General features: G+C 68.8%; 26 protein-coding genes. 15 read left to right on the plus strand and 11 right to left on the minus strand.

Translation table 11 applies throughout. The features are described 5' to 3' along the window. Nucleotides 1–2 precede the first annotated feature (2 nt). From AC1D29_RS04110 to acnA, 3 genes are all read right to left on the minus strand, one after another. On the minus strand, nucleotides 3–1235 hold the full coding sequence (locus AC1D29_RS04110; protein ID WP_477894624.1) for a potassium/proton antiporter: 1233 nt from the start codon (nucleotides 1233–1235) through the stop codon (nucleotides 3–5). Between the two features lie 3 nt (nucleotides 1236–1238). Further along, nucleotides 1239–2405, minus strand: coding sequence for a mechanosensitive ion channel family protein (locus AC1D29_RS04115; RefSeq protein WP_477894625.1), 1167 nt, complete (start codon nucleotides 2403–2405; stop codon nucleotides 1239–1241). Between the two features lie 113 nt (nucleotides 2406–2518). Continuing rightward, nucleotides 2519–5242 (minus strand): aconitate hydratase AcnA, encoded by a 2724-nt coding sequence (gene acnA / locus AC1D29_RS04120; RefSeq protein ID WP_477894626.1) that lies wholly within the window; start codon nucleotides 5240–5242, stop codon nucleotides 2519–2521. 77 nt (nucleotides 5243–5319) lie between these two features. Between acnA and AC1D29_RS04125 the strand changes: the two genes are divergently transcribed. The 12 genes from AC1D29_RS04125 to dut all read left to right on the plus strand — a co-directional run bounded on the left by AC1D29_RS04125 (nucleotide 5320) and on the right by dut (nucleotide 17125). Next, nucleotides 5320–6669 carry an MATE family efflux transporter gene (locus AC1D29_RS04125; RefSeq protein ID WP_477894627.1) on the plus strand — a complete coding sequence of 450 codons (1350 nt, stop codon included), beginning with the start codon at nucleotides 5320–5322 and terminating at the stop codon, nucleotides 6667–6669. Between the two features lie 167 nt (nucleotides 6670–6836). Next, the gene (locus AC1D29_RS04130) at nucleotides 6837–7814 is read left to right on the plus strand and encodes a BMP family lipoprotein (RefSeq protein ID WP_477894628.1); all 978 of its coding nucleotides are present in this window, start codon (nucleotides 6837–6839) and stop codon (nucleotides 7812–7814) included. A gap of 8 nt (nucleotides 7815–7822) precedes the next feature. Next, nucleotides 7823–9355 (plus strand): ABC transporter ATP-binding protein, encoded by a 1533-nt coding sequence (locus tag AC1D29_RS04135; protein WP_477894629.1) that lies wholly within the window; start codon nucleotides 7823–7825, stop codon nucleotides 9353–9355. Further along, a complete protein-coding gene (locus AC1D29_RS04140; RefSeq protein WP_477894630.1) occupies nucleotides 9352–10455 on the plus strand; it encodes an ABC transporter permease in 1104 nt (367 codons plus the stop codon). Before AC1D29_RS04135 ends, AC1D29_RS04140 begins: the two co-directional genes overlap by 4 nt. Continuing rightward, nucleotides 10455–11420 (plus strand): ABC transporter permease, encoded by a 966-nt coding sequence (locus tag AC1D29_RS04145; protein WP_477894631.1) that lies wholly within the window; start codon nucleotides 10455–10457, stop codon nucleotides 11418–11420. The genes AC1D29_RS04140 and AC1D29_RS04145 overlap by 1 nt, the downstream gene beginning before the upstream one ends. A gap of 1 nt (nucleotide 11421) precedes the next feature. After that, entirely contained in the window at nucleotides 11422–11838 is a 417-nt protein-coding gene (gene cdd / locus AC1D29_RS04150) for a cytidine deaminase (RefSeq protein WP_477894632.1), read from the plus strand. A gap of 8 nt (nucleotides 11839–11846) precedes the next feature. Then, nucleotides 11847–12683, plus strand: coding sequence for a purine-nucleoside phosphorylase (locus AC1D29_RS04155; RefSeq protein WP_477894633.1), 837 nt, complete (start codon nucleotides 11847–11849; stop codon nucleotides 12681–12683). After that, a complete protein-coding gene (gene deoC, locus AC1D29_RS04160; protein ID WP_477894634.1) occupies nucleotides 12680–13444 on the plus strand; it encodes a deoxyribose-phosphate aldolase in 765 nt (254 codons plus the stop codon). Before AC1D29_RS04155 ends, deoC begins: the two co-directional genes overlap by 4 nt. Before the next feature lie 3 nt (nucleotides 13445–13447). Beyond that, nucleotides 13448–14758 carry a thymidine phosphorylase gene (gene deoA / locus AC1D29_RS04165; protein ID WP_477894635.1) on the plus strand — a complete coding sequence of 437 codons (1311 nt, stop codon included), beginning with the start codon at nucleotides 13448–13450 and terminating at the stop codon, nucleotides 14756–14758. Further along, the gene (gene trmB / locus AC1D29_RS04170; protein ID WP_477894636.1) at nucleotides 14758–15468 is read left to right on the plus strand and encodes a tRNA (guanosine(46)-N7)-methyltransferase TrmB; all 711 of its coding nucleotides are present in this window, start codon (nucleotides 14758–14760) and stop codon (nucleotides 15466–15468) included. The genes deoA and trmB overlap by 1 nt, the downstream gene beginning before the upstream one ends. Continuing rightward, nucleotides 15468–16676, plus strand: a complete 1209-nt coding sequence (gene coaBC / locus AC1D29_RS04175) for a bifunctional phosphopantothenoylcysteine decarboxylase/phosphopantothenate--cysteine ligase CoaBC (RefSeq protein ID WP_477894637.1) — start codon at nucleotides 15468–15470, stop codon at nucleotides 16674–16676. The genes trmB and coaBC overlap by 1 nt, the downstream gene beginning before the upstream one ends. After that, a complete protein-coding gene (gene dut, locus AC1D29_RS04180; RefSeq protein WP_477894638.1) occupies nucleotides 16676–17125 on the plus strand; it encodes a dUTP diphosphatase in 450 nt (149 codons plus the stop codon). Before coaBC ends, dut begins: the two co-directional genes overlap by 1 nt. Nucleotides 17126–17150: 25 nt before the next feature. On the opposite strand, the gene AC1D29_RS04185 is transcribed toward dut, so the two are convergent. Next, complete coding sequence (locus tag AC1D29_RS04185) at nucleotides 17151–17672, minus strand: FKBP-type peptidyl-prolyl cis-trans isomerase (protein WP_477894639.1); 522 nt, start codon at nucleotides 17670–17672, stop codon at nucleotides 17151–17153. Between the two features lie 39 nt (nucleotides 17673–17711). Between AC1D29_RS04185 and AC1D29_RS04190 the strand changes: the two genes are divergently transcribed. The 3 genes from AC1D29_RS04190 (at nucleotide 17712) to AC1D29_RS04200 (ending at nucleotide 19685) form a co-directional block, all read left to right on the plus strand. Then, a complete protein-coding gene (locus AC1D29_RS04190; protein ID WP_477894640.1) occupies nucleotides 17712–18827 on the plus strand; it encodes a JmjC domain-containing protein in 1116 nt (371 codons plus the stop codon). Beyond that, on the plus strand, nucleotides 18824–19318 hold the full coding sequence (locus AC1D29_RS04195) for a hypothetical protein (RefSeq protein ID WP_477894641.1): 495 nt from the start codon (nucleotides 18824–18826) through the stop codon (nucleotides 19316–19318). The genes AC1D29_RS04190 and AC1D29_RS04195 overlap by 4 nt, the downstream gene beginning before the upstream one ends. Before the next feature lie 163 nt (nucleotides 19319–19481). Further along, entirely contained in the window at nucleotides 19482–19685 is a 204-nt protein-coding gene (locus AC1D29_RS04200; protein ID WP_477894642.1) for a hypothetical protein, read from the plus strand. Nucleotides 19686–19809: 124 nt separating this feature from the next. Here AC1D29_RS04200 and AC1D29_RS04205 read toward each other — a convergent pair whose 3' ends face one another. The 7 genes from AC1D29_RS04205 to AC1D29_RS04235 all read right to left on the minus strand — a co-directional run bounded on the left by AC1D29_RS04205 (nucleotide 19810) and on the right by AC1D29_RS04235 (nucleotide 26011). Further along, nucleotides 19810–20589: an MBL fold metallo-hydrolase gene (locus tag AC1D29_RS04205; protein WP_477894643.1), complete on the minus strand. Its 780-nt coding sequence runs from the start codon at nucleotides 20587–20589 to the stop codon at nucleotides 19810–19812. Between the two features lie 28 nt (nucleotides 20590–20617). Then, nucleotides 20618–21787, minus strand: coding sequence for an outer membrane protein assembly factor BamC (bamC, locus tag AC1D29_RS04210; protein ID WP_477894644.1), 1170 nt, complete (start codon nucleotides 21785–21787; stop codon nucleotides 20618–20620). Between the two features lie 70 nt (nucleotides 21788–21857). Beyond that, nucleotides 21858–22739, minus strand: coding sequence for a 4-hydroxy-tetrahydrodipicolinate synthase (gene dapA, locus AC1D29_RS04215; protein ID WP_477894645.1), 882 nt, complete (start codon nucleotides 22737–22739; stop codon nucleotides 21858–21860). 30 nt (nucleotides 22740–22769) lie between these two features. Beyond that, nucleotides 22770–23288 (minus strand): class I SAM-dependent methyltransferase, encoded by a 519-nt coding sequence (locus AC1D29_RS04220; protein WP_477894646.1) that lies wholly within the window; start codon nucleotides 23286–23288, stop codon nucleotides 22770–22772. Then, nucleotides 23285–23410, minus strand: coding sequence for a hypothetical protein (locus AC1D29_RS04225; RefSeq protein ID WP_477894647.1), 126 nt, complete (start codon nucleotides 23408–23410; stop codon nucleotides 23285–23287). The genes AC1D29_RS04220 and AC1D29_RS04225 overlap by 4 nt, the downstream gene beginning before the upstream one ends. Further along, on the minus strand, nucleotides 23407–24630 hold the full coding sequence (locus tag AC1D29_RS04230; protein ID WP_477894648.1) for an MFS transporter: 1224 nt from the start codon (nucleotides 24628–24630) through the stop codon (nucleotides 23407–23409). Before AC1D29_RS04230 ends, AC1D29_RS04225 begins: the two co-directional genes overlap by 4 nt. 13 nt (nucleotides 24631–24643) lie before the next feature. Further along, nucleotides 24644–26011, minus strand: a complete 1368-nt coding sequence (locus AC1D29_RS04235; protein ID WP_477894649.1) for an amidohydrolase family protein — start codon at nucleotides 26009–26011, stop codon at nucleotides 24644–24646. Between the last annotated feature and the right edge of the window lie 8 nt (nucleotides 26012–26019).

The following is a 26019-nucleotide window of genomic DNA, read 5'->3' on the forward strand; positions in this document are numbered from 1 at the left end:
ACTCAAGTTCCGTCGTCGCGGTTCAGCTTCAGAGCGCGCGCCAGTGGCGCCAGCGTCGGGCCCTGGATCAGCAGCGACAGCAGCACGACGAGGAAGGCCACGTCGAACAGCCGCCACGCGCCCGGAATGCCGGCCAGCACCGGATAGGCGGCCAGCACGATGGGAACGCCGCCGCGCAGGCCCGACCAGGCCACGAAGCACTGCTCGCGCCAGCCGAACCCCAGCGGTGCCAGGCACAGCACGACACCCAGCGGCCGCGCCAGCAGCATCAGCCCCGCGGCCACGACCAGGCCTGGCCCGGCCAACTGCCAGACCTCATGCGGCGTGACCAGCAGGCCCAGCAGCAGGAAGAGGGCGGCCTGGGCCAGCCAGGTGTAGCCGTTCAGGCCCGGCAGGCTCTGCACGGCCACCTGCTCGGCGCGGTGGCGCACCAGCAGGCCGGCTATGTAGACGGCCAGAAAGCCCGAGCCACCGCAGCGGTTGGTGGCGGCAAACAGCAGCAGCCCTACGGCGGCCATCAGCAGCGCGGCCAGGCCGTCGTGGTCGTCGGCGAAGGGCAGGCGCCGCACCCAGGCCGCGATCAGCAGCCCGCCGGCCACGCCGATCACCAGACCGAGGCCCAACTGCTGACCCAGCAGCGGCATCAGCACCGCCAGGCCTGAGGCCGCGCCGTCGTCGCCGCGCGACGTCATCCAGGCGATCAGGCCCAGCGTCAGCACCATGGCCATCGGATCGTTCATGGCCGACTCGACCTCGATCGTTGCCGACAGTCTTTCCTCCAGCCGCAGCCGGCTGGCGCTGAACTGCGCGAACACGGCCGACGCGTCCGTGGACGACACCGCCGCGCCCAGCAGCAGGCCCTGGGCCCAGGGCACGTCCAGCGCCAGGTTGGCAATCAGCGCCACGCCGCAGGCGGTGGCGGCCACGCCGGCGGTGGCCAGCAGGCTGGCCGGCAGCATGCCTTCGCGCACCAGCGCCCAGCGCGTGCGCAGGCCGCCGTCGAACAGGATCAGCGCCAGCGCCAGGTTGCCAACATGCACGGCGAACGCGTGGTTGTCGAAGGGCAGGCCCAGCGGTCCGTCCACGCCGGCCAGCATGCCGACGATCAGGAAGACCAGCAGGTGCGACAGGCCGAAGCGGTGCGTGTACAGCGCGCCGGCAATGGCGACGAGCACCAGCGTGGCCGCTGCCGCCGTGAGCAGGTCGGGGCCTGCCGACACGACGCCAGCGGACATCGCTCAGCCCGCCGCCGGCAAGGGGTCTGAGCCGCGGGTCGGGCGCTTGGGCGCGCCCTGCGGTGCGGGAGCGACGCCGTCCACCTGCTGCTGGAAGCTGCCGACCACGTTGAGGGTCTGTGTCGCAAAAGCCAGCCGGATGCCGCGCTCCTGCAGCGCCCGCATCAGCGCGAGGTTGAGTGCCTGCTGGCGGTCCATGTAGACGTCGTAGCTGGGGTCCTGAACGCGGTAGACGACCTCGAAGTTCAGCGAGCTTTCGCCGAAGCCCTTGAAATGCGCGCGCACGAATTCCAGCTTGGGGTCGGCCTCGATGAGCGCCTTGATCAGTGGCGGCACCGCGGCCGCGTCATCGGCCGTGGCGTCGTAGGTGATGCCGAAGGTGAACAGCGCGCGCCGCGTCTGCAGCCGCTTGAAGTTGGCCACCGTGCGCTTGAGCAGCTCGGCGTTGGACATGACGATCTGCTCGCCGCCCAGGCTGCGGATGCGCGTGGTCTTCAGGCCCACGCGCTCCACCGTGCCGGTCACGTCGCCCACGGTGATGGAGTCGCCCACCTCGAAGGGCTTGTCCACCGCGATGGCCAGCGACGCGAACAGGTCGCTGAGGATGTTCTGCACGGCCAGTGCCAGCGCGATGCCGCCGATGCCCAGGCTGGCGACGAAGGCGGTGATGTTGACGCCCATGTTGGACAGCACGGCCAGCACCACCACCACCCACAGCGCGCCACGCAGGCTCCAGCTGAGCAGCGTGGCCGAGGCCGACAGCGCGCTGTTGCCCGTGTTGCCATTGCTGTGGCGCTGTTGCTGGGCCGCCAGCGCCAGCGCCACCGCCTGCTGGCCCCACAGGCCGATCTGCAAGGCGACGACGGCGAACCACAGCTGCGCGACGCGGCCATGCCAGCGGTCGTCCAGCGGTAGCAGGCTCAGGCCCACCAGCAGGCCCACGATCCAGATCAACGCCGCGTTGGTCTGCTCCAGCACGCGCACCAGGCCGTCGTCCAGCGACGTGCGCGTGCGTTTGGACAGCGCCTGCAGGCGCTGCACGGTCAACCGCAGGCCGGCCTTGATGACGAGGACGGTGACGATGCCCGCCAGCACGGCGGGCAGCACGTCGGTCCAGTCCACATCGGGCAAGGACGCCGCGGCGCGGTTCAGCATGTCGTTCCAGGTCATCGCAACAGGCGCCAAGTCCACATGCGAAGACGGTAGGCGCGCGCGGCGCAAGCGTCTGTCAGCCAGCGGCCCGTCGGCCTTGTGGGCGCGGGCTGACAGCGCAACGCCGTGTATCACGCCGCGAGCAGCTGTCGCAAAACGAACGGCAGGATGCCGCCGTGGAAGTAGTAGTCCACCTCGATGGCGGTGTCGATGCGCAGCGTCAGCACGACCGGCTGCGTGCTGCCGTCGGGCCGCGTGATGGTCATGACGGCGTCGCCCTGCGGCTTGATCTCGTCGGCCAGCGTGATGTCGATGGTCTCGGCACCGGTCAGGCCCAGGCTTTCCCAGCTGGTGCCGGTCTTGAACTGCAGCGGCAGCACGCCCATGCCGATCAGGTTGCTGCGGTGGATGCGCTCGAAGCTCTTGGCGATGACGGCCTTGATGCCCAGCAGCTGCGTGCCCTTGGCGGCCCAATCGCGGCTGGAGCCGGTGCCGTACTCCTCGCCGGCAAAGATGACGGTGGGCGTGCCCTCGGCGATGTAGGCCATCGCGGCGTCGTAGATGGTGGTCTGCTCGCCGTTCTTCAGCGTGTAGCCGCCTTCCTCGCGCGAGCCGTCGGGCAGCGTGGGCAGCATCAGGTTCTTCACGCGCACGTTGGCGAAGGTGCCGCGCATCATCACGTCGTGGTTGCCGCGGCGCGCGCCGTAGGAGTTGAAGTCGGCCTTGCGCACGCCGTTGGCGATGAGGAACTTGCCGGCCGGCGTGGTCTCCTTGAACGAGCCGGCGGGGCTGATGTGATCGGTGGTGATCGAGTCGCCGAACAGCGCCATGATCCTGGCGCCCTTCACGCCGCTGATCAACTGCTTGGGCTCCATCGTGAAGCCCTCGAAGAAGGGCGGCTGGGCGATGTAGGTGCTCTTGGGCCAGTTGTAGACCTGGCCCCCGTCCTTGCCGTAGCTGCCCTTGATCGCGTCCCACAGCTTGCCGGGCTCCTTGGCGACCTTGTCGTAGTTGGCCTTGAAGGCCTTGGCGTCCATCGCGTACTTCATCAGCGCGTAGATCTCGTCGCTGCTGGGCCAGATGTCGCCCAGAAACACGGGCTTGCTGTGCTTGCCGTAGCCCACTGGCTGCGTCATCAGGTCGCGCGTGACGTTGCCGGCGATGGCATAGGCGACGACCAGCGGCGGGCTGGCCAGGAAGTTGGCCTTCAGGTTGGGGTGGATGCGCGCCTCGAAGTTGCGGTTGCCCGACAGCACGGCGGCGCAGACCAGGTCGTTGTCCTGGATGAGCTTGTTCAGCTCGGGCGTCAGGTCGCCGGCGTTGCCGATGCAGGTCGTGCAGCCGTAGGCCGCGACGTTGAAGCCCAGTTTTTCCAGGTAGGGCAGCAGGCCGGCCTTCTCCAGGTATTCGGTGACGATGCGCGAGCCGGGCGCCAGCGAGGTCTTGATGTGCGGCGCGACGGTGAGGCCGGCCTCCACCGCCTTCTTGGCCAGCAGGCCGGCGGCCAGCAGCACGCCGGGATTGCTGGTGTTGGTGCAGGACGTGATGGCGGCGATCAGCACGTCGCCGTTCTTCACCGGAATGCCGGACTCGGTGACGAAGTTCTGCGCCAGCTTGTCCGCCGGCTGGTTGAAGCCGTTCTCGGCGATGGGCTTGCTGAACAGCTGCGCGAAGGTGGACGCGAGGTGGGTAATCTCGATGCGGTCCTGCGGGCGCTTGGGGCCGGCCAGGCTGGGCGCCACGGTGCCCAGGTCCAGCGACACGACGGAGGTGAAGTCGATGTCCCCGGCCTTGGGCACGCCGAACATCTTCTGCGCGCGCCAGTAGGCCTCGAAGGCCTCGATCTCGGCGGGCGTGCGGCCCGTGCCCCTGAAGTAGTCGACGGTCTTTTCGTCGACCGGGAAAAAGCCCATCGTCGCGCCGTACTCGGGCGCCATGTTGGCTATCGTTGCGCGGTCGGGCAGCGCCAGCGTGCGCGTGCCTTCGCCGAAGAACTCGACGAACTTGCCCACCACCTTGTGCTTGCGCAGGATCTCGGTGACGGTCAGCACCAGGTCGGTCGCGGTCACGCCCTCGCGCAGTTGGCCGGTCAGCTCGAAGCCGACGACATCGGGCGTCAGGAAGTACACCGGCTGGCCCAGCATGCCGGCCTCGGCCTCGATGCCGCCCACACCCCAGCCGACGACGCCGATGCCGTTGATCATCGTGGTGTGGCTGTCGGTGCCGACCAGGCTGTCGGGGTAGTAGACGCCGTCCTTGCCCTGGTGCACGCCGCGCGCCAGGTATTCCAGGTTGACCTGGTGGACGATGCCGAAGCCGGGCGGCACGACGCCGAAGGTGTCGAAGGCCTGCATGCCCCACTTCATGAACTCGTAGCGCTCGCGGTTGCGCTCGAACTCCAGCTTCATGTTCAGGTCCAGCGACTTCTTCGTGCCGTAGTGGTCGATCATGACGCTGTGATCCACGACTAGGTCCACCGGCACCAGCGGCTCGATGGCCTTGGGGTTCTTGCCCATCGCCGCGGCGACGTTGCGCATCGCCGCCAGGTCGGCCAGCAGCGGCACGCCGGTGAAGTCCTGCAGCACGACGCGGGCGACGACGAAGGGGATCTCGTCGACGCGGGCGGCGGTGGGCTTCCAGTTGGCCAGCTGCGCCACATGCTCGGCCGTCACCTTCTTGCCGTCGCAGTTGCGCAGCACGCTTTCCAGCACGATGCGCATCGAGATGGGCATGCGTGCGACGTTGGGGTGCGTCTCGGCCAGCTTGGGCAGCGAGAAATACTGGCCGGACTTGCCGGCGGCGGTCCTGAAGCTGGCCAGGGTGTTGGCGAATGCGTGAGCGGCGGGTTTCGGCATGGTTACTCCTATAGGATTCCGGGCCATTCTGGCGAGCTTGTCGTGACTTGTGTGAATCCCGTCTTTAGGACTTGGTCATGACGGCCTTGTCCGCTCGCCCCCGCCTCTTCGCGCTGACCTGGCCCATGCTGCTGGAGCTGCTGCTGGGCATCGGCATCGGCATCATCGGCACGGCGCTGGCCGCGCGTCTCTCCGACAACAGCGGTGCCGCCTTCGGCCTGGCCAACCAGGTGTTCGCGGCCGTCTTCGTGCTGTTCCGTGTCATCGGCGCCGGCGTCAGCGTGGCCGTCACGCAGGCGCTGGGCGCCGGCCGGCGCGACCAAGCCGACGCGGTGGCGCGTGCCGTCGTGGGCGCCAGCAGCTGGCTGGGCGTGGGTGGGGCCGTGGTGGCGCTGCTGGCCGCCGGCCCGCTGCTGAACCTGGTCAACGCGCCGCCGGAGGTGGCGCCGCTGGCCAAGACGCTGCTGCAAGCCCTGGCACCGGCGCTGATGCTGGACGCCTGGAACGCCAACATGTCCAGCGTCATGCGCTCCCACCTGCGCAGCCGCGAGGCGCTGGCCGTCGTCGTGGTCATCCAGGTCATCACGCTGGCGGTGGCCTTGCTGGCCATGCCGCGCCTGGGGCTGGTGGGCTATGCGCTGGCCTGCGCGCTGGGGCGCGGCGTGGGCCTGGCGCTGCACATCCTGCTGTGGCGAACGCGGCTGGACCTGCGGCTGCAGGCGGTCGACTGGTGGCGGCTGGTGCGCGCGCCGCTGGCTGCGGTGCTGCACATCGGCATCCCCGGCGCGGCCGAGAATATCTCCTGGCGCCTGGCCTTCATGACCAGCCTGGCCGCCGTCGCGCAGCTGGGCGCCCATGCGCTGGCGACCCACGCGTACACGATGCAGTTCCTGCACGTGATCCTGATGTTCAGCCTGGCCATCAGCTTCGCGGTCGAGATCATGGTGGGCCACATGATCGGCGCCGGTCGGCTGCATGCAGCCAACCGGCTGGTGCGGCGTTCGCTGGCGCTGGGCATCGTGCTGGCGCTGCTGGTGTCGACGTCGTTTGCGCTGGCCGGGCCGTGGCTGCTGACCCAGTTCACGTCCGACCCGGCCATCGTCGCGCTGGGCTGCACCTTGCTGTGGTGGACCGTGCTGGTTGAACCTGGGCGCAGCTTCAACCTGGTCGTCATCAACGCGCTGCGGGCCGCGGGTGACGCACGCTACCCGGTCGTGGTGGGCTCGGCCTCGATGGCCATCGTGCTGGCGGGCGGCAGCTGGTTCCTCGGTGTTTACCTGGGTTGGGGCCTGGTTGGCGTGTGGATTGCTTATGCCGCTGATGAATGGATTCGCGGTCTTTTGATGTGGCGGCGTTGGGCGACACTCGGCTGGCTGCCCCATGCCCGTGCGGCTCATCGGCGCCTGCGCCACAGCCAGGCTCACTGAGTCACGGGGAATCCGTAGGCCGAGCACCGGGCCGCCCCAAGCCGGCCTGCGTCCCCTCGGGGGACCGAACGCCGAAAGGCGAGCGAGGGGTCAGTGTTTTCCTACCCAGTAAAACTTGAGGGATGTTTTCTACAATGCGCCCCTTTCGCCTTGCTCACCCCACGCCCATGACGATCTCTCTGCCCCGTCTTGCTGCCTTGACCCTGCTGGTCGCCTCGGCCCTGGCCCAGGCCCAGCAGCCCGCGGTGATCTTCGACATGGGCGGCAAGTTCGACAAATCCTTCAACCAGGCCGGCTACCAGGGCGCGGAGCAGTGGAAGAAGGAGACCGGCAAGACCTATCTCGAGTTCGAGATCAGCAACGACACCCAGCGCGTGCAGGCCATCCGCCGCATGGCCGAGCGTGGCGCCAGCCCCATCATCAGCATCGGTTTCGCCCAGGCGTCGGCGCTGCAGCAGGTGGCGAAGGACTTCCCCAAGACCCAGTTCGCCATCATCGACGCCAAGGTGGACCTGCCCAACGTGCAGTCGCTGCTGTTCAAGGAGCATGAAGGCAGCTACGTCGTCGGCGCCATGGCGGCCCTGGTCAGCAAAACCGGCAAGGTCGGCTTCGTGGGTGGCATGGACATCCCGCTGATCCGCAAGTTCCAGTGCGGCTACGAGCAGGGCGCCAAGGTCACCAATCCGAAGATCGAGGTGTTCTCCAACATGACGGGCACCACGTCCACGGCCTGGAACGACCCGACGCGTGGCGGTGAGCTGGCCAAGTCCCAGTTCGCCAAGGGCTCGGACGTCGTCTTCGCCGCCGCCGGCGGCACCGGCGTGGGCGTCTACCAGGCGGCCAAGGACGCCGGCAAGCTGGCCATCGGCGTGGACAGCAACCAGAACCACCTGCAGCCCGGCACCATGCTGACCTCCATGGTCAAGCGCGTGGACGTCGCCGTCTACAACGTGCTGAAGGGCTGGAAGCCCGGCGTCAGCGTGCTGGGCCTGAAGGAAGGCGGCGTCGACTACGCCGTCGACGACAACAACGTCAAGCTGCTCAATCCCGCGCTGAAGGCGAAGGTCGACGCCGTGAAGGCGGACATCATTGCCGGCAAGGTCAAGGTGGCCGACTACATGGCGGACAACGCTTGTAAGTTCTGAGGGGCGCCATGACGTCCGCTGTTCGCCTCCAGGCGATTTCCAAGCGCTTCGGCGCGGTCCAGGCCAACCGCGAGGTGTCGTTCGACATCGGCGCGGGCAGCGTGCATGGCCTCGTCGGCGAGAACGGCGCCGGCAAGAGCACGCTGATGGCCATCCTGTACGGCTACTACCACGCCGACTCGGGCCACATTGAGGTCAACGGCCAGCCCGTCCACATCGCCAACTCGCAGCAGGCCATTCAACTGGGCATCGGCATGGTGCACCAGCACTTCATGCTGGTGGACACGTTGAGCTGCCTGGAGAACGTCATGCTGGGCGCCGAGGGCGGCTTCTTCCTGACGCCGTCCAAGGCCAAGGTCAGGGCCAAGCTGGAGGCGCTGATGGCCGAGACCGGCCTGCATGTGCACCTGGACGCGCTCGTCAGCGAGCTGCCCGTGGGTGAGCTGCAGCGGCTGGAAATCCTGAAGGCGCTGTACCGCGGCGCCAAGATCCTGATCCTGGACGAGCCGACGGCCGTGCTGACGCCGCAGGAGACCGACCAGCTGTTCGTCACGCTGCGCAAGTTGAAGGAGCGCGGTACGACGCTGATCCTCATCACGCACAAGTTGCGCGAAGTCATGAGCCTGTGCAGCGCCGTCACAGTGATGCGCGCGGGGCAGGTCGTCGAGACGCGTCCGATCTCTGAATGGAGCGAAGAGGCGCTGGCCGAGTCCATGGTCGGCCGCAAGGTCACGCTGGGCCGGCCCGAGGGGCTGGAAGTGCATGCCGGTGAAGTCCGCCTGCAGGCCAGCGACCTGAGTCTCAAGCATGCCAACGGCGTGCCGGCGCTGAAGGGCGTCAGCCTGACGCTGAAGGCCGGCGAGATCGTCGGCGTGGCCGGCGTGTCGGGCAACGGTCAGAGCGAGCTGCTGGAGGTGTTGTCCGGCCTGCGTGCGCCCGAGGGTGGTCGCATGGACCTGGGCGGCGCGAGCTTCTCGCCCGACGCCTGGCTGGACACGGCCCGCGCCCGCACGCTGCGCCTGGCGCACGTGCCCGAGGACCGGCATGCGGTGGGCCTGGTCATGAGCTTCCCGGCGTGGGAATCGGCCGTGCTGGGCTACCAGACCCTGCCCAAATACCGCCGTGGCGCGTCCATGAACCATGCGGCGATGCGCGAGGCCACGCGACAGATGCAGGAGCGCTTCGACGTGCGGCCGCGCGACGAGAACCTGGGGTCGTCCAAGTTCTCCGGCGGCAACCAGCAGAAGCTCATCCTGGCCCGCGAGATTGGTGAGCAGCCGACCGTGCTGCTGGTGGGTCAGCCCACGCGCGGCGTCGACATCGGCGCCATCGAATTCATCCACGGCCAGTTGCGCGCGCTGCGCGACGCCGGCTGCGCGGTACTGCTGGTCAGCAGCGAGCTGGACGAGATCCTGGCGCTGGCCGACCGCGTCGTCGTCATGAACTGCGGCCGCATCACCGGCGAGCTGGCCATCGAAGACTGCGACGAGAAGCGCCTCGGCCTGCTGATGGCCGCACAAGAAGAACGAGCGGCCGCATGAGCCAACCTTTGACTCTCCCCCGCTGGATCGACATCGGCCTGCTGCCGTTGTGGAACCTCGCCATCGCGCTGGTCGTGACCGGCCTCGTCGTCATGGTCATCGGCCACAGCCCGCTGCAGGCGCTGACGGTCCTGCTCAACGGCGCCTTGGGCAGCGTGCGCGGGCTGGGCTATTCGCTGTACTACGCGACGACCTTCATCTTCACCGGCCTGGCCGTGGCGGTCGCCATCCACGCCGGCCTGTTCAACATCGGCGGCGAAGGCCAGGCGACGCTGGGCGGCGTCGGCGTGGCGCTGGTGGCGCTGTGGCTGGGCGCCAAGCTGCCGGCCATCGTCGTGCTGCCGCTGCTGGTGGTGGCCGCCGCGCTGTTCGGCATGCTGTGGGCGGCGCTGCCGGCCTATCTGCAGGCCTGGCGCGGCAGTCACATCGTCATCACGACCATCATGTTCAATTTCCTCGGCGCGGCGCTGAACGCCTACCTGCTGGTGAACTGGCTGCGCCCGGCGGGCAGCATGTCGGTGGAGTCCGCCGAGTTCGCCGACAGCGCCCGCATGCCGGCCCTGCACCAGATGGCGGCAGCGCTGGGCTATGAGCTGCCGTCGTCGCCGCTGAACCTCAGCCTGGTTATCGCGCTGGTCGCCTGCGTGGCGGTCGGCTGGTTCCTGTGGAAGAGCGCCGCCGGCTACGCGGTCCGCTCCGTCGGCAGCGCACCGCGCGCGGCCCATTACGCCGGCATCCGCCCGCGGGCCCAGGTCATGATCGCCATGGCCATCTCCGGTGCGCTGGCCGGCATGGTCGGCATCAACGAGATCTCCGGCGTGCAGGGCAAGCTGACGCTGGACTTCGTCGCCGGCGCCGGCTTCACCGGCATCGCCGTGTCGCTGATGGGCCGCAACCATCCGGTCGGCATCGTGCTGGCGTCGCTGCTGTTCGGCGTGCTCTACCAGGGCGGCGTCGAGGTCAGCTTCGAGCTGCAAGGCTTCAGCCGCGAGATGGTCGTCACGGCGCAAGGCCTGATCGTGCTGTTCTCGGGCGCCATGGCCACCGTCAGCGCGCCGCTGTTCGCGCGGGTCTACGCTGCCGTCAAGGGAGGCCGCTGATGGATGAAGTCCTGATCGCCTCGGTGCTGGCGTCCACGCTGCGCGTCAGTGCGCCGCTGTTGCTGTGCGCGATGGCGGGCGTGCTGTCCGAGCGCGCCGGCGTCGTCGACCTGGGCCTGGAGGGCAAGATGCTGTTCGCGGCGTTTGCCGCCGCGGCGACGGCCTCGGTCACGCACTCCACCGGGCTGGGCCTGCTGGCCGCCATCGCCGTGGCCAGCCTGGCGTCCTTGCTGCATGGCTTCGCCTGCGTGACCAACCGCGGCGACCAGGTCGTCTCGGGCGTCGCGCTGAACATGATTGCCGCCGGCCTCACTGTCGTGCTGGGCATCGCCTGGTTCCAGCAGGGCGGCCAGACGCCGCCCATCGAGCCCGACGTGCGCCTGACCGCGCTCGCCAAGGGCTTTGCGGAGCCGCAGCCCGGCAACTGGCTGGCGTCCGTCTTTGGCCACGGCCTGCTGAGCCACAACGTGCTGGTCTACGTCGCCTTCCTGATGGTCGCGGCCGTGTGGTTCTTCCTGGAGCGCACCCGCCCGGGCCTGCGCCTGCGCGCCGTGGGCGAGAACCCGGCGATGGTGGAAGCGGCCGGCATGTCCGTGCAAAGCCTGCGTTACCAGGCGCTGCTGATGAACGGCGTGTTGTGCGGCTTGGCGGGCTCCTACCTGACGCTGGCGCAGAACGCGTCCTTCTCGCCCAACATGACGGCAGGGCGCGGCTTCATCGCGCTCGCGGCCATGATCTTCGGCAAGTGGAAGCCGCTGCCGACCATGGGTGCCTGCCTGCTGTTCGGCTTCCTGGACGCGATGGCCATCCGCATGCAGGGCGTGCAGTTGCCGGGCGTCGGCGAAGTACCCGTGCAGCTGATCCAGGCATTGCCCTACATCTTGACGGTGGTGCTGCTCGCTGGCTTCATTGGTTCTGCCGTCGCCCCCAAGGCCCTCGGCCGACCGTACGTGAAGGAACGCTGAGATGGAACTTACGCAACACCTGCTGGACCGCCTGCTGGCCGAATCCCTGAAGGCGCGCGAGTTCTCGCATTCGCCGTATTCCAAATACAAGGTCGGCGTGGCCCTGCTCGACGAGCAGGGCCGCATCCACCTCGGCGCCAACATGGAGAACGCCTCCTACCCGCAAGGGTGGTGCGCCGAGCCGTCGGCGCTGACGGCCATGATCATGGCCGGCGGCAAGCAGGCCCGGGCCGTCCTCGTGACCGGACCGGGCCCGGACATCATCACCCCCTGCGGCGGCTGCCGACAGAAGCTGCGCGAGTTCTCCGTGCCGGAAGAGCTTGTCATCATTGCCGGCGATCCTGGCGGCATCCGCCAACGCTGGACCCTGGCCGAACTGCTCCCCCACAGCTTCGGACCCAGCCATCTGAATTTCTGAGGTTTCCCATGATCAACAACACCCAGCTCGACGTCGCGATCACCGCGAGCGTCGAGAAGCTGCAATCCCTGTTCGGTGAAGCCCCCGCCGTCGCCGTCGTGCTCGGTTCCGGCTGGGCTGGCGCCGTCAGCCATGTGCAGGACGCCAAGAACCTGCCGTACACCGAGCTGCCCGCCTTCCCGCAGCCCAAGGTCGAAGGCCATGTCAACGAGATCGTCGTCGGCACCATCGGCGCCCAGCGCGTGATCTTCCTGCGCGGCCGCGCCCACACCTACGAGTCCGGCGACTGCACCGGCATGGCCGGCGCACTGCGCTCGCTGAAGCGCTGGGGTGTCAAGCTGGTGGTGCAGACCAATGCCTCCGGCTCCCTGCGCGGCCACATGCCGCCCGGCAGCCTGATGCTGATCGCCGACCACATAAACGCGCCGCAGCGCAGCCCGCTGGTGGGCGAGCAGGGCAGCCATCGCTTCGTCGACATGGTCAACGCCTACGACGCCGACCTGCGCAAGCACGCGCTGGCGCTGGCCAAGCGCGAGAACCTGATGCTGGGCGAGGGCACCTACTGCTGGGCGCTGGGCCCGCAGTTCGAGACGCCGGCCGAGATCCGCATGTTCGCCGCCTGGGGCGCCGACGCCGTGGGCATGAGCACCGTGCCCGAGACCATCCTGGCCCGCCATGCCGGCCTCAAGGTCATGGGCGTGGCGCTGATGACCAACATGGCGGCCGGCTTGTCCGCCGAGGCGCTGACGCATGACCTGACGCTGAAGCAGGCGCAGATGTCGGGCGAGCGCGCGTCGGCCTTTCTGGCGGCGCTGATCGCCAGCTTCGCGGACCTGACGCTATGAGCACGGACCTGAAGGCAGCGGCCCGTACCGCGCTGGCCTGCCTGGACCTGACCAGCCTCAACGACGCCGACACCGCCGCCGACATCGCGGCGCTGTGCCAGCGTGCGCAGACCGTCAACGGCCCCGTGGCCGCCGTCTGCGTCTGGCCGCGCTTCGTTGCGCTGGCCCGCGCCGCGCTGCCAGCGTCCATCAAGGTCGCCGCGGTCGCCAACTTCCCCGACGGCGCGCTGGACGTGCAGCGCGCGCTGGCCGACGTGGCCGTGATCGCGCAAGCCGGTGGCGACGAGGTTGACGTCGTGCTGCCGTACCGCGCGCTGATGGCCGGGCAGACGACCGAGGTGGCGGAGTTCCTGTCCGAGGTCCGCTTCGCCAGCCGCCCGCTGACGCTGAAGGTCATCATCGAATCCGGTGAGCTGGGCTCCACCGATCGCATCGCCCAGGCCACGCGCCTGGCGCTGGCGGCCGGCGCGGACTTCGTCAAGACCAGCACCGGCAAGACCAAGACCGGCGCGACGCCCGTCGCCGCCGCCACGATGCTGAAGGAGATCAAGGCCAGCGGCCTGTCCGCCGCCGGCTTCAAGGCTTCCGGCGGTGTGCGCTCGGTGGCGGATGCCGCCGGCTACATCGCCCTGGCCGAAGCCGCGCTGGGTGCCGAAGCCCTGAACCCACAACGCCTGCGCTTTGGCGCAAGCGGCCTGCTCACCGACATCGAAGCCGTGCTGGCTGGCGCTGAATCCGCCGCCGTCACCGCCGCTTACTGAACCATGCTTGCTCAAGAAATCATCCGCGCCAAGCGCGACGGCCTCGCGCTCAATGAAGCGCAGATCAACCACTTCGTCCGCGGCCTGGTCGACAACTCCTGGAGCGAAGGCCAGGTCGCCGCGCTCGGCATGGCCGTGTTCCTGAAGGGCATGGGCCGCGACGAAGCGGTGCTGTTGACGCGCGCGATGATGAATTCCGGCCGCGTCATGCGCTGGCCCGGCATGCCCGGCCCGGTGCTGGACAAGCACAGCAGCGGCGGCGTGGGCGACAAGGTCAGCCTGATGCTGGCGCCCATGGTGGCGGCCTGCGGCGGCTATGTGCCGATGATTGCCGGCCGCGGCCTGGGCCACACCGGTGGCACGGTCGACAAGCTGGAAGCCATCCCCGGCTACACGACCACGCCTGACCCGGCGAAGTTCGACCAGATCGTGCGTTCGCTGGGCTGCGCCATCATTGGCCAGACCGCTGACCTGGCGCCTGCCGACAAGCGCTTCTACGCCACGCGCGATGTGACGGCCACGGTCGAGAGCGTGCCGCTGATCACCGCCAGCATCCTGTCCAAGAAGCTGGCCGCCGGCCTCGAAGGCCTGGCGATGGACATCAAGTGCGGCAACGGCGCGTTCGCGTCCACGCCCGAGTTCGCGCAGGAACTGGCCGAGAGCATCGTCGCCGTCGCCGGTGGCGCGGGCCTGAAGACACGCGCGCTGATCACCGACATGAACCAGATCCTGGGCACGGATGTCGGCAACTCGCTGGAAGTCATCGAGACCATCCGCTACCTGACCGGCGAGCACCGCGAGCAGCGCCTGCACGAGGTGACGCTGGCGCTGTGCGCCGAGATGCTGGTGCTGGGTGGCTTGGCCGGCAACATCGCTGCCGCCCGCGTGAAGCTGCAGGCCGCGCTGGACTCCGGCGCCGCCGCCGAGAAATTCGCCAAGATGGTCGTGGCCCTGGGCGGCCCGGCCGACCTGATGGAACGACCCGAGGCGTATCTCACCGCCGCACCGGTCGTGAAGCCCGTGGCTGCACCGCGCGCCGGTGTCATCACGACGATGTCGACCCGCGACCTGGGCGTGGCCATCGTCGAGCTGGGCGGCGGGCGCCGCAAGGCGGGTGATGCCATCGACATGCGTGTCGGCTTCTCCGCCGTCAAGCCGCTCGGCACGCGCGTCGCCGCCGGCGAGCCGCTGGCGCTGATCCACGCGGCCGATGACGCCGCCGCCGACCGCGCGATCGCCTCGTATCTGGCCGCCTGCACGCTGGGCGATGCCGATGTGGCAGCCACGCCCATGGTCATGGCCGAGGTCGGCTGATGAGCGAAGAGCAAGGCCAGCCACCGCAGGATCCGCCACGCCGCGCGATCAAGAGCTTCGTCACCCGCGCCGGCCGCATGGGCACCGGCCAGATCAAGGCCCTGGCCGAACTGGGCCCGAAGTTCGTGCTGCCCTACAAGCCCGAACGCATCGCTCCTGAACAAGTCTTCGGCCGCAAGGCCCCGCTGGTGCTGGAGATCGGCTTCGGCATGGGCGGCGCCACGGCCGAGATCGCGCAGACGCTGCCCGATCATGACTTCATCGGCTGCGAGGTGCATGAGCCCGGCGTGGGCGCGCTGCTCAAGCTCATCGACGAGAAGCAGATCGCCAACATCCGCATCGTCCAGCACGACGCGGTCGAGGTGCTGCGCGACATGATCGGCCCGGACCTGCTGGCCGGCGTACACATCTTCTTCCCCGACCCCTGGCACAAGAAGCGCCACAACAAGCGCCGCCTGATCCAGCCCGAGTTCGTCGCCAAGCTGGTGAAGCACCTGGCGCCCGGCGGCTACCTGCACTGCGCGACCGACTGGCAGCCCTACGCCGAGCAGATGCTTGAAGTGCTGTCGGCCGAGCCCCATCTCCTGAATACCGCGGCCGCTGCAACGGGTTACGCTGACAAGCCCGCCTACCGCCCGCTGACCAAGTTCGAGAACCGTGGCATCAAGCTCGGACATGGCGTGTGGGACCTGGTGTTCAGGAAGCGCTGATGACGACAAGCAGTCCCCTTTACGGCAAACACATCCTTCTCGCGATGACCGGCGGCATCGCCGGCTACAAGATCGCCGAGCTGACGCGCCTGTTCGTGAAGGGCGGCGCGACGGTGCAGGTCATGATGACCGAGGGCGCGCAACAGTTCATCACGCCGGTGACGATGCAGGCCTTGTCCAACCGGCCGGTCTTCACGGACCAGTGGGATGCACGGCCCGACAACAACATGGCCCACATCAACCTCAGCCGCGAGGCCGATGTGATGCTGGTGGCGCCGGCCAGCGCCGATGCGATCGCCGCGCTGGCGCAGGGCAGGGCGGACGACCTCGTCAGTCTGACCGCGCTGGCGCGCCGCATCCATGAGTGCCCTCTGCTGGTCGTGCCGGCCATGAATCGCGAGATGTGGGCGCACCCGGCCACGCAGCGCAACGTCGCGCAGATCACCGCCGACGGCGCGACCGTCATCGGCCCCGCCAACGGTGACCAGGCCTGCGGCGAGATCGGCGATGGCCGCATGCTGGAAGCGCAGGAGATCTTCGACGACGTCGAGGCGTTCCTGGCGCCCAAGACCTTGCGCGGCAAGAAGCTGCTGATCACCGCCGGCCCGACCTTCGAGCCCATCGACCCGGTGCGCGGCATCACCAACCACAGCAGCGGCAAGATGGGCTTCGCCATCGCCCGCGCTGCGGCCGAGGCCGGCGCCGAGGTCATGCTGGTGGCCGGCCCCGCGCACCTGCCCACGCCACGCGGCGTGCAGCGCATCGACGTGCAATCGGCGCAGCAGATGTTCGACGCCGTGCTGCCGTTGGCCACGCACCAGCACGCGTTCATCGCGACCGCTGCCGTCGCCGACTGGCGCCCCGCGCAGACGCACGAGCACAAGCTGAAGAAGGCCGAAGGCGGCGCCACGGCGCCGACCATCGCGATGGCCGAGAACCCCGACATCCTTGCAGCCGTCGCCAAGCTGCCGAAAGCTCCTTACTGCGTCGGCTTCGCCGCCGAAAGCGAGAAGCTCGCCGAGCACGCCGATGCCAAGCGCCGCCGCAAGGGCATCCCGCTGATCGTCGCCAACCTCGGCCCGGCCACCTTCGGCCGTGACGACAACGCGCTGCTGCTCATCGACGAGCAAGGCCAGCGTGAATTGCCCCGCGCCGACAAGCTCAGCCTCGCACGCGAGCTGATCCAAGACCTCTCCACCCGACTCTGATGCACGCTATCGATTTGCAAGTGCTCGACGCCCGCATGGCCGAGCAGATCCCCGCCTACGCCACGCCCGGCAGCGCTGGCCTCGACCTGCGCGCCTGCCTGGACGAGGCGATCACGCTGGCTCCCGGCCAGACGACGCTGATTCCCACGGGTCTGGCCATCCACATCGCCGATCCGGGCCTGGCGGCCATCATCCTGCCGCGCTCCGGCCTGGGCCACAAACACGGCATCGTGCTGGGCAACCTCGTCGGCCTGATCGACAGTGACTACCAGGGCCAGCTGATGGTCAGCTGCTGGAACCGCGGCCAGACCGAGTTCGTCATCCAGCCTTTCGAGCGCATCGCGCAGCTGGTCATCGTGCCGGTCGTGCAGGCGCAGTTCCGCCGCGTGGACAGTTTCGACACCTCCGAGCGGGGTGCAGGCGGCTTCGGCTCCACCGGCAAGGCATGAAAAAGGCGCCTGCGGCGCCTTCGGTTCAGTGGAGGGGCTCGTCCGGCGGCGCGCCGGTCTGCACCATGAAGATGGGTTCGCCGACCGAGCCGGCCTGAGCCTCTGCCTCGGTGGCTGGGCGCACGTCCAGCAGCGTCACATGCATGCGCAGGCCGATGCCGGCCAGCGGGTGGTTGCCGTCCAGCACGACATGCTCCGGGTAGACCTCGGTGACCGTGTAGACCACGTCTTCGGGCATGCCTTCGGTGGCAGCGCCTTCGGGCAAGCCCTCGATCTGCAGGCCCGGCTCCACGCCATCGGGAAACAGGCTGCGCGCTTCGAAGCAGACGAGGTTGGAGTCGTAGTCGCCAAAAGCCTCCTCGGGCTGCAGCGCGAGGCTGGTCTCGAAGCCGACCTCCTGGCCTTCCAGCGCTTCTTCGACCTTGGCGAACAAGTCATCCCCGCCGTGCAGGAATTCCATGGGCTCGGCCAACTCGTCGATGAGTTGGCCCTGGGCATCTTCGAGTCTCCAACGCAGGGAGACGACACAGGGGCGGGTCACTTGCATGGGCGCGATTTTCGCACGTGCCCTCGGCACAATGCCCGCATGCAGATCGCACTCCCTACCTCGATGCTCGCCGGCCTCAGCCCGGCACAGTTCATGCGCCGGCACTGGCAGAAGAAACCGCTGCTCGTGCGCCAGGCTTTTGACGGCGTGACGCCGCCGGCTTCGCTGAAAGACCTCGCGGCTCTGGCCGCTCGCGACGATGTCGAATCGCGCCTCGTCACGGCCTTCGACGGCGAGTGGAAACTCAAGCAAGGCCCCATCGCGCGCCTGCCCGCCATGAGCAAGCCCGGCTGGACGCTGCTCGTGCAGGGGCTGGACCAACACCTGGCCGAGGCGCGTGCGCTGCTGGACCAGTTCCGCTTCGTGCCGGACGCGCGGTTGGACGACCTGATGCTGTCCATCGCCAGCGACGGCGGCGGCGTCGGTCCGCATTTCGACTCCTACGACGTGTTCCTGATCCAGCTCGCAGGGCGTCGGCGCTGGCGCATTGCGCCGCAGCGCGACGCGGTCTTGCGCGACGACGTGCCGCTGAAGATCATTGCGAACTTCGAGCCCGAGGAAGATTTCGTGCTGGAACCCGGCGACATGCTCTACCTGCCCCCGGGCTGGGCGCATGACGGCATCGCCGTCGGTCCCGGCTGCGTGACCGGGTCCGTCGGCTTTCGCGCGTCGACGGCCGAAGGCATGGCGGCCGAGCTGCTGCCGCGGCTGCTGGACGACGTCGATGCCGCCGGCAAGCTCTACGCCGACCCGCGCCAGGAATCCGTGACCGAGCCGGCCCGCGTGCCGACGGCGCTGCTGGACTTTGCGCGCCGCGCCGTGGAGGCCGCCGTGCAGCGTCCGCTGGCGCTGGAGCGGGCGCTGGGCGAGGCGCTGACGGAGCCCAAGGCCCAGGTCTGGTTCGAGCCCGGCGAGCCGCTGTCGCCGGGTCAGGGCGCCGCGCTGGACCGTCGCAGCCGCATGCTCTACGACACGGCGCATGTGTTCCTCAACGGCGAGAGCTTTCGCGCCGGTGGCCGCGACGCCGCGCTGATGCGTTCGCTGGCCGACCATCGCCGGCTGTCCGCGGCCGAGGTCGCCCGGCTGTCGGCGGACGCGCGCGAACTGCTGGACCAATGGACCGAGGACGGCTGGGTGCAGCCGCAACCGCAATGACGCCGCAGACCTTCGCCGGCCGGGCCGAGTTCCAGCGCCTGCTTGTCGAGACCGTGGTGTGGTCGTGCGAGCAGGGTTACCGCGAGTTCCATGCCTGGGACGCGAACTTCGTCGACTGGCCGCTGTCCGACGGCGCCGTGCTGGCTGCTTTGACCGCCTGGGCCGGGGCCGGCCGCCAGCTGCACCTGCTGGCGCTGCAATATGACGACCTGGCGCGCCGGCATCCGCGTTTCGTGCGCTGGCGGCGCGACTTCGCGCATTGCGTGACCGCGCGCGCCGTCGAGCCCGAACTGCGGCTGGAGGCCGCGCCGCAAAGCCTGCTGCTGGTCACCGGTACGCAGGGCGTGCTGAACATGCGGCTGTTCGACCGGCACCTGTGGCGCGGTGAACTGAATCTCGACCCGGCGGACCGCCTGCGTGGCCTGGAGTGGTTTGATGCCCTGGCGCAACGGTCCAGCGAATCATTTGCCCCGACAACTTTGGGCCTCTGAATCTTTGTGACATTGGTAGCCCTATAATCATTGGCTAGGCGAGGGAAGCGCTCGAGGTTTTCCGCGTCTTGTTCTGTCGGGGTCGCCCGTTGGTGCAGGAAAGCACCGGCGCTCGACCCCAAAGTTATGGTGTGCACCGTCGTTTAAACGTTTGAGGACAAGTATGAATAAGTCGATCCTGTTGGCTTCCCTGCTGGCTGCTGCTGCTCTGACCGCTTGCAGCAAGAAGGAAGAACCCAAGGTTGAGGCCCCGGTCGCGACCGTCCCGGCCGCAGCCGCTTCGGAAGTGGCTTCGGCTGCTGCCAGCGCCGCTGACGCTGCCGCTTCGGCCGTCGTCGACGCCGCCGCCTCGGCCGCTTCGAAGTAATCGCTTCGTCCCCACGGAAAAAGCCGCCGCTGCGTGAGCAGCGACGGCTTTTTTCTTTGTCGCGCCGCGAATTCGAGTTGTGGCGAGATTGAATTACAAAACTTTGCGCTGAATGGCCCGGCTGTCAGCCGACCACCAGCCAGTCCGAACCGAGTACCGGATCGGCAACGCGAATATCGTCATTCGCGCCCTGCAGTACCCGCGCCAGGGCTTCGCGGGCCAAGGTCGGCGAGTTGTTTCGCTCACTGAGGTGAGCGGCGATGACCGTGCCCAACGCAGCGTGCCGGCAGCGCGACAACAGGTCCGCAGCGGCCTCGTTGGACAGATGGCCATGCGTGCCCAGGATGCGTCGCTTCAACATGGGCGGATAAGGCCCTGAGCGCAGCATCGCCTCGTCGTGATTGCATTCCAGCAGCAAGGCCTGGCAGCGCTGCAGCGCCTCGGCCACGCTGGCCGGCGCGCTGCCCAGGTCGGTCACGACGCCCAGGCGCGCCACGCCGTCGCTGAGGCACAGCTGCAGCGGCTCCTGCGCGTCATGCGGCACGGCGAACGGCTGCAGTTCCAGGTCACCCAGCGAGATCGCCTCGCCGCAGCGGGTCAGGCGCAGCAGATCGATGTCGAAGTCTTCCCGCCCGACGGCCCGCCAGGTGCCGCGGCTGGTGATCAGAGGCTTGCGGTGCCGGCGCGCGAACGCCAGCGAGCAGCCGACATGGTCGCCGTGTTCATGCGTGATGAAGAGGGCGTCGACATCGGCCGGCGTGCAGCCGGCGCGCGCCAGGCGCCGCGTCAGTTCGCGTTCACTGAAGCCCGCATCGATGAGGACGCGGGTGGTCGTGATGCCCTGGCTGGCCTCGACCAGCGTGGAGTTGCCGCCGCTGCCGCTGCCGAGGCTGCAAAAGCGCATCACGGCAGCGGGAGGGCGCTGCGCTGGATCAGCGCAGGTCGTCCATCAGCAGGCTGAGGATGCGCTTGGCGTTGTCGTCCGCGATCGCTTGGCCGCGGTCGTCCAGCACGCGCACCGTGCTCTTGTCGCCCTCGGCCTTGACGGAGACGCGGTAGCGCACCGGTGCCGCGGCCTTGGCGCCGAACAGGCGCTGGAAGAAGTTGGGCTCGTCCTTGCCGGCTTGCTCGGGGTCGGCATAGCGCAGGTAGAACAGGCCGGCTGCGCGGTCGCGGTCTTCGATCGTGAAGCCATGGCGGTCCAGCGACAAGCCCGTGCGGCGCCAGGCGCGCTCGAAGCCGTCGTTGACAGTGAGGCTGTCGGGCACTTCGGACAGCGCACGGCGCGGGCGATTGGCTTCGCCGCCCACGGCCTGGGGCGACGGCTTGGCGGTCGGCGTGGTGGGGGCTTCGGCCACAAGGGCCTTGGCGGCCGTGTCCTGGCCGCCCAGCTTGAGCATCAGGCGCGACAGCATCTCGGCTTCCAGCGACGGGTCGCTGGGGCGGTTCTGCCAGGACGTCGAGTCACGGCTTTGCGAGGTGTAGACCTCCTGCATGCCGCGGTGGCTGATGAAGATGTCGGTGCCGCTGGCGCTGCGCTCGATGCGGGTGCGGTACATGTCGCGCTCGCCGGTCGAGTACAGGCCGTCGAAGACCTTGCCGATGGTCTGGCGGATGAAGTCCTGCGGCAGCTTGGCGCGGTTCTCGGCCCAGCTGGTCTCCATGACGCCGACTTCGGGCTGTTCCTTGACAACGTCCAGGCCGCGCTCTTGCCAAAAGTTGCGCAGCTGCGGCCAGAGTTGCTCGGGCGTGGCCGAGGTGTGCAGCCAGCGTTCGGTGCCGCTGCGCTCGATGCGCACGTCGCCGGCCGCGTTGGGTGCCACGCTGTTGGCCGACAGGCCGGGGCCTGCGCTGCCTGCGGTGGGTTTGGCCGCGGACAGCGCCGAGGCGGTGATGGAGCCGCCTTGCACCTGGGCACGGTTGTCCTTGGCGAGCTGGGTCAGGTCGGGCGGGACGTCCAGGCCCTGGGTCTGGCGCGAGGCCGCCTTGTAGTCGACCTTGTCCGACGAGAAGATGTCGAGTGAGCTGCAGCCGGCGAGCGACAGGACGAAGGCCGTGCAGGCCAGGCGGGTCGCCGTGGGGCGAAGCGAGGAAACAGACATCACGCTGGAAATCTCCGGGGAACAAAGACGCCGGTCTTGGCCGGCGCAGCCGCGCATTAGACCAGAGGACTCAGAGCAGTCCGGCTTCGATGAGCGCCTGCCCGACGCTGGCCTGACCGGCGGCCGTCAGCGGCGTGATCGGCAGGCGCAGCGCAGCGCCGCAACGGCCCAGGCGCGACAGCGCCCACTTGGCCGGGCCGGGGCTGGGTTCGCAGAACAGCTGCTTGTGCAGGCCCAGCAGCTTGAGATGGATCTTGCGGGCCTCGATGGCGTTGCCGGCCAGCGCCAGGCGGCACAGCTCGGCCATCGCGCCGGGCGCCACGTTGGCCGTCACGCTGACGTTGCCATGGCCGCCCAGCAGCATCAGCGCCACGGCCGTGCCGTCGTCACCCGAGTAGATGTGGAAGCCCTCGGGGGCGTGCTTGATCAGGAAGGCTGCGCGCTCGATGTTGCCGGAGGCCTCCTTGATGCCGAAGACGCCGGGCAGGCTGGCGCAGCGCAGCGCGGTCTCGGGCGCCATGTCCGCCACGGTCCGGCCGGGCACGTTGTAGAGCATCATGGGGATGTCCACGGCCTCGGCGATGGCCTTGAAGTGCTGGTAGATGCCTTCCTGCGAGGGCTTGTTGTAGTAGGGCACGACGGACAGCGTGCAGTCCGCGCCGACTTCCTTGGCGTAGCGGCTCAGCTCGATGGCCTCGGCGGTGGAATTGGCGCCGGTGCCGGCCAGGACGGGCACACGGCCCTTGGCGTGCTCGACCGCGACACGGATGATTTCGCGGTTCTCTTCCATGCTGACCGTGGGCGACTCGCCGGTCGTGCCGACGACGCCGACGCAGGCCGTGCCTTCCTCGACATGCCAGTCGATCAGGCGGCGCAGGGCCGGGTAGTCGATGCTGCCGTCCTCGTTCATGGGCGTGACGAGGGCGACGATGCTGCCGAGGATGGGCTTCATGGTGGGAATGTCTTAAGGGATCTGGCGATTTTAGGCCGCTGGCGGCGGTCGAATGGCGGCGATGCGCTGGACGAAGCGCGGCGAGGTTTCGATTCCAGCGCCGCCTTCGAACAGGTCTTCGTAAGCCACGATATGCCACCCCTCGCAGATGCGCAGCAATTCGCCCCGCTGCAGCAGGAAATCGGGCCGTGACGGCCGGCCTATCGTCTGCTGGCCGTCGGCAAAGGTTTCCCAGATCAGCCAGCCGCCGGGTTTGACGGCGTGCTTGATTGTGTCGAGCAGCGGCCGCCACAGATAGTTGCAGACGACCACGAGATCGAATTCGCGGTCCGGCAGCGGCCATGGGCCGGCCTCGATGTCGGCGTCGACGATCTCGGCGCGCTCTCGCAAGGGCGCCGTGGCGGCCGTGTCTCGGTCGACACCGGTGACGCGCCAGCCGGTCTCGGCAAGCCATGTGAGATTGCGGCCCGAACCGCAGGCCACGTCCAGCGCGACGCCAGGCGGTTGAGGTGCGAAGCGCTGCAGCCAGGCCGAGGGCGTGCCGCTCATCCGAAGCAGGCCCAGATCTGTTCGCTGAGCTGGATCATGACCGCCGGGTGGCGGTAGGCCATCACCGTGGCGGCGAGCACCGCCGCGGCGAGCACCGGCAGGATCCAGCGGCGCGGCTTCATGCCGGTTGCGCTCCCGGCGCCCTCAGGATCGGTGCCTCGCGCACCGGCAGGTTGGCCAGCATCGCCATGACGCCCAGCGCGATCGCCAGCCACCACACGACGTCGTAGCTGCCGGTGGTGTCATAGAGCTTGCCGCCCAGCCAGACGCCCAGGAAGCTGCCGATCTGGTGGCTGAAGAACACGAAGCCGCCCAGCATGGACAGGTGTTGCGCGCCGAAGATCTGCGCGACGACGGCGTTGGTCGGCGGCACGGTGGACAGCCACAGGAATCCGATGACGGCCGCGAAGATGTAGACGCTCAGCGGCGTCAGCGGCACCGAGATGAAGATGACGATGGCGATGGCGCGCAGGCCGTAGATGGCCGACAGCAGATAGCGCTTCGGGAAGCGCTGGCCCAGCATGCCGGCGGCGTAGGTGCCGAAGATGTTGAACAGGCCGATCAGCATCAGCGCGCCGGTGGACACGCCGATGCCCAGCCCGTGATCCTTCAGGTAGCTGGGCAGGTGCACGCCGATGAAGACGACCTGGAAGCCGCAGACGAAATACCCCAGCATCAGCAGCTGGAAGCTGCGGTAGCCGAAGGCCTCGCGCAGCGCCTGGCCGATGCTCTGGTGGGCGCCGCTGAAGGCGGCCACGCTGCGCTCGCGCACGCCCAGCGCCAGCGGCAGGATCAGCAGCGCGGCGCCGGCCAGCAGGTACAGCGCGCCCTGCCAGCCGAGATGGCTGATCAGCCAGGTCTCGATGGGGATCATGACGAACTGGCCGAACGAGCCGGCGGCCGCCGCCACGCCGAAGGCCCAGGAGCGCTTCTCCGGCGCCACCGTGCGGCCCAGCACGCCGTAGATGACGGCGTAGGTCGAGCCGGACTGGGCGATGCCGATCAGCACGCCGGCGCCCAGCGTGAAGCTCAGCGGGTGACTGGTCACGGCCATCAGCAGCAGGCCGCAGGCGTACATCACGCCGCCGGCGATCAGCACCTTCCAGGCGCCGAAACGGTCGGCCAGCATGCCGGCGATGGGGCCGGCGATGCCCCAGGCCAGGTTCTGAACGGCCATCGCGAAGGAGAAGGTCTCGCGTGTCCAGCCGCGCTCCGTGATGATGGGCTGCAACCAGAAGCCGAAGCCATGGCGTATGCCCATGGACAGCGTGACGATCATGGCGCCGCACAGCAGCACCTGCTGTACGGACAGGCCGGGGGAGGCGGTGCGGGGGGTGTTCATCGGGCGACTGTAATCAGCGCCGTTTGGCCTTGCTGGGCGTCTTGGTTTGCGCCGTGGCCTTGCCGCCCTTCTTTCTGGTCGCAGCCTTCTTGGGCGTATCGGCGGTGGACGTGCTGGCCTGCGAGCTGGCCGCGGCCACGTCGGCCAGGCGCGTCAGCAGCCGGCCCTGCTTGACGCGCAGCAGCGGCATGTCGACGGTCGCCAGGTCGGCCAGCGGGTCGGCGCCCAGCACCAGGAAGCTGGCCTCGCAGCCGGGTTCGAAGCAGCCCAGCTTGCGGCCCGGGAACAGCGCCAGCGGCGTGTCGCGCGTGGCCAGACGCAGCAGCGTGGCGCGGTCGAGGCCCAGTTCGTCCAGCGCGTGCAACTCCGCCCGACCGGTGCCGACAAAGACGTCGGAGCCGATGAGCAACTGCACGCCCGCCGACTGCAGCCGGGCCAGGTTGGCACGTTGCACGCCCCTCAGTGCGGCCAGCGGCGCGGCATCGAGCTTGAACAGGGCGGTGGCGGCCGTCGTCGTGATGACGGCGGTGTGCTGGCGCGCGGCCTGGCTGGCTGCGGCCTCGCTGATCACGAAGCGCTCGGGCGCCTCGTCCAGCGTGTTGGCGTAGCCGGGCAGGTGGGCGATGGCGTCGACGCCGGCGGCCAGCGCGGCGTCGAAGTCGGCCGCCGTCTCCACATGGGCGACGACACGCCGGCCGTCCGCGCGTGCCAGCCGGGTCAGCGCGCTGGCGGTTTCGGGCGTCAGGCCCAGGCGGCCGAACATCTCCGGCCGGCCGCGCAGCTCGGGGCGCTCGCTGTGGGCCAGCACGATGCGAAGCCAGCTGCCGCCACGGGCCTTGATGGCGGGCCATTGCGCCAGCGCTTGCTCGGGGCTGTCGATGAGGACGATCTGCTTCTGCGCCGCGGCCGCTTCGGCGCTGGGGTCGGGCAGCACGGCGGCCAGCGGGTAGCCGTCGCTGGACGTGATGCAGGCGGTCACGAAGCTGACGTCCGGCGCCGCTGGCGTGGCGGCCAGCGGCCTGACCTCGGCGACGCTGGCCGGGTCACCGCACAGCATGGCGGCGTAGAAGACACCCTCGTCCAGATAGGTCTGGGCGTACTGGCCCCAGCCCCAGGCGGTCTGCAGGTTGTGGTTGTGCGCCTCGGCCAGCGGGTTGATGAGCACCTGCTGGCCGTGGATGTCCATCTTGCGGTTGACCTTGGCCGGCTTCTTGGCGACGAAGACGCCGTTCTCGACGTAGAGGTTGCCGCGCTGGATCCTCTGGCCGTCGAACCAGCGTGCATTCTTCAGTTCCCAGGACAGCGGGGCGCTGGCCTGATAGGGGGCGTCGGCCTGCGCGAGTCCGCAGGCCAGCAGCAAAAAGGCGGTCAGGAATCTCAAGCTCGAAC

It is taken from the genome of Roseateles sp. P1_C6, from assembly GCF_056406315.1.

Coding starts and splice junctions, on each gene's coding strand:
- AC1D29_RS04110 (WP_477894624.1), bottom strand. CDS start 1,235: ATGTCCGCTGGCGTCGTGTCGGCAGGCCCCGACCTGCTCACGGCGGCA.
- AC1D29_RS04115 (WP_477894625.1), bottom strand. CDS start 2,405: ATGACCTGGAACGACATGCTGAACCGCGCCGCGGCGTCCTTGCCCGAT.
- acnA (WP_477894626.1), bottom strand. CDS start 5,242: ATGCCGAAACCCGCCGCTCACGCATTCGCCAACACCCTGGCCAGCTTC.
- AC1D29_RS04125 (WP_477894627.1), top strand. CDS start 5,320: ATGACGGCCTTGTCCGCTCGCCCCCGCCTCTTCGCGCTGACCTGGCCC.
- AC1D29_RS04130 (WP_477894628.1), top strand. CDS start 6,837: ATGACGATCTCTCTGCCCCGTCTTGCTGCCTTGACCCTGCTGGTCGCC.
- AC1D29_RS04135 (WP_477894629.1), top strand. CDS start 7,823: ATGACGTCCGCTGTTCGCCTCCAGGCGATTTCCAAGCGCTTCGGCGCG.
- AC1D29_RS04140 (WP_477894630.1), top strand. CDS start 9,352: ATGAGCCAACCTTTGACTCTCCCCCGCTGGATCGACATCGGCCTGCTG.
- AC1D29_RS04145 (WP_477894631.1), top strand. CDS start 10,455: ATGGATGAAGTCCTGATCGCCTCGGTGCTGGCGTCCACGCTGCGCGTC.
- cdd (WP_477894632.1), top strand. CDS start 11,422: ATGGAACTTACGCAACACCTGCTGGACCGCCTGCTGGCCGAATCCCTG.
- AC1D29_RS04155 (WP_477894633.1), top strand. CDS start 11,847: ATGATCAACAACACCCAGCTCGACGTCGCGATCACCGCGAGCGTCGAG.
- deoC (WP_477894634.1), top strand. CDS start 12,680: ATGAGCACGGACCTGAAGGCAGCGGCCCGTACCGCGCTGGCCTGCCTG.
- deoA (WP_477894635.1), top strand. CDS start 13,448: ATGCTTGCTCAAGAAATCATCCGCGCCAAGCGCGACGGCCTCGCGCTC.
- trmB (WP_477894636.1), top strand. CDS start 14,758: ATGAGCGAAGAGCAAGGCCAGCCACCGCAGGATCCGCCACGCCGCGCG.
- coaBC (WP_477894637.1), top strand. CDS start 15,468: ATGACGACAAGCAGTCCCCTTTACGGCAAACACATCCTTCTCGCGATG.
- dut (WP_477894638.1), top strand. CDS start 16,676: ATGCACGCTATCGATTTGCAAGTGCTCGACGCCCGCATGGCCGAGCAG.
- AC1D29_RS04185 (WP_477894639.1), bottom strand. CDS start 17,672: ATGCAAGTGACCCGCCCCTGTGTCGTCTCCCTGCGTTGGAGACTCGAA.
- AC1D29_RS04190 (WP_477894640.1), top strand. CDS start 17,712: ATGCAGATCGCACTCCCTACCTCGATGCTCGCCGGCCTCAGCCCGGCA.
- AC1D29_RS04195 (WP_477894641.1), top strand. CDS start 18,824: ATGACGCCGCAGACCTTCGCCGGCCGGGCCGAGTTCCAGCGCCTGCTT.
- AC1D29_RS04200 (WP_477894642.1), top strand. CDS start 19,482: ATGAATAAGTCGATCCTGTTGGCTTCCCTGCTGGCTGCTGCTGCTCTG.
- AC1D29_RS04205 (WP_477894643.1), bottom strand. CDS start 20,589: ATGCGCTTTTGCAGCCTCGGCAGCGGCAGCGGCGGCAACTCCACGCTG.
- bamC (WP_477894644.1), bottom strand. CDS start 21,787: ATGTCTGTTTCCTCGCTTCGCCCCACGGCGACCCGCCTGGCCTGCACG.
- dapA (WP_477894645.1), bottom strand. CDS start 22,739: ATGAAGCCCATCCTCGGCAGCATCGTCGCCCTCGTCACGCCCATGAAC.
- AC1D29_RS04220 (WP_477894646.1), bottom strand. CDS start 23,288: ATGAGCGGCACGCCCTCGGCCTGGCTGCAGCGCTTCGCACCTCAACCG.
- AC1D29_RS04225 (WP_477894647.1), bottom strand. CDS start 23,410: ATGAAGCCGCGCCGCTGGATCCTGCCGGTGCTCGCCGCGGCGGTGCTC.
- AC1D29_RS04230 (WP_477894648.1), bottom strand. CDS start 24,630: ATGAACACCCCCCGCACCGCCTCCCCCGGCCTGTCCGTACAGCAGGTG.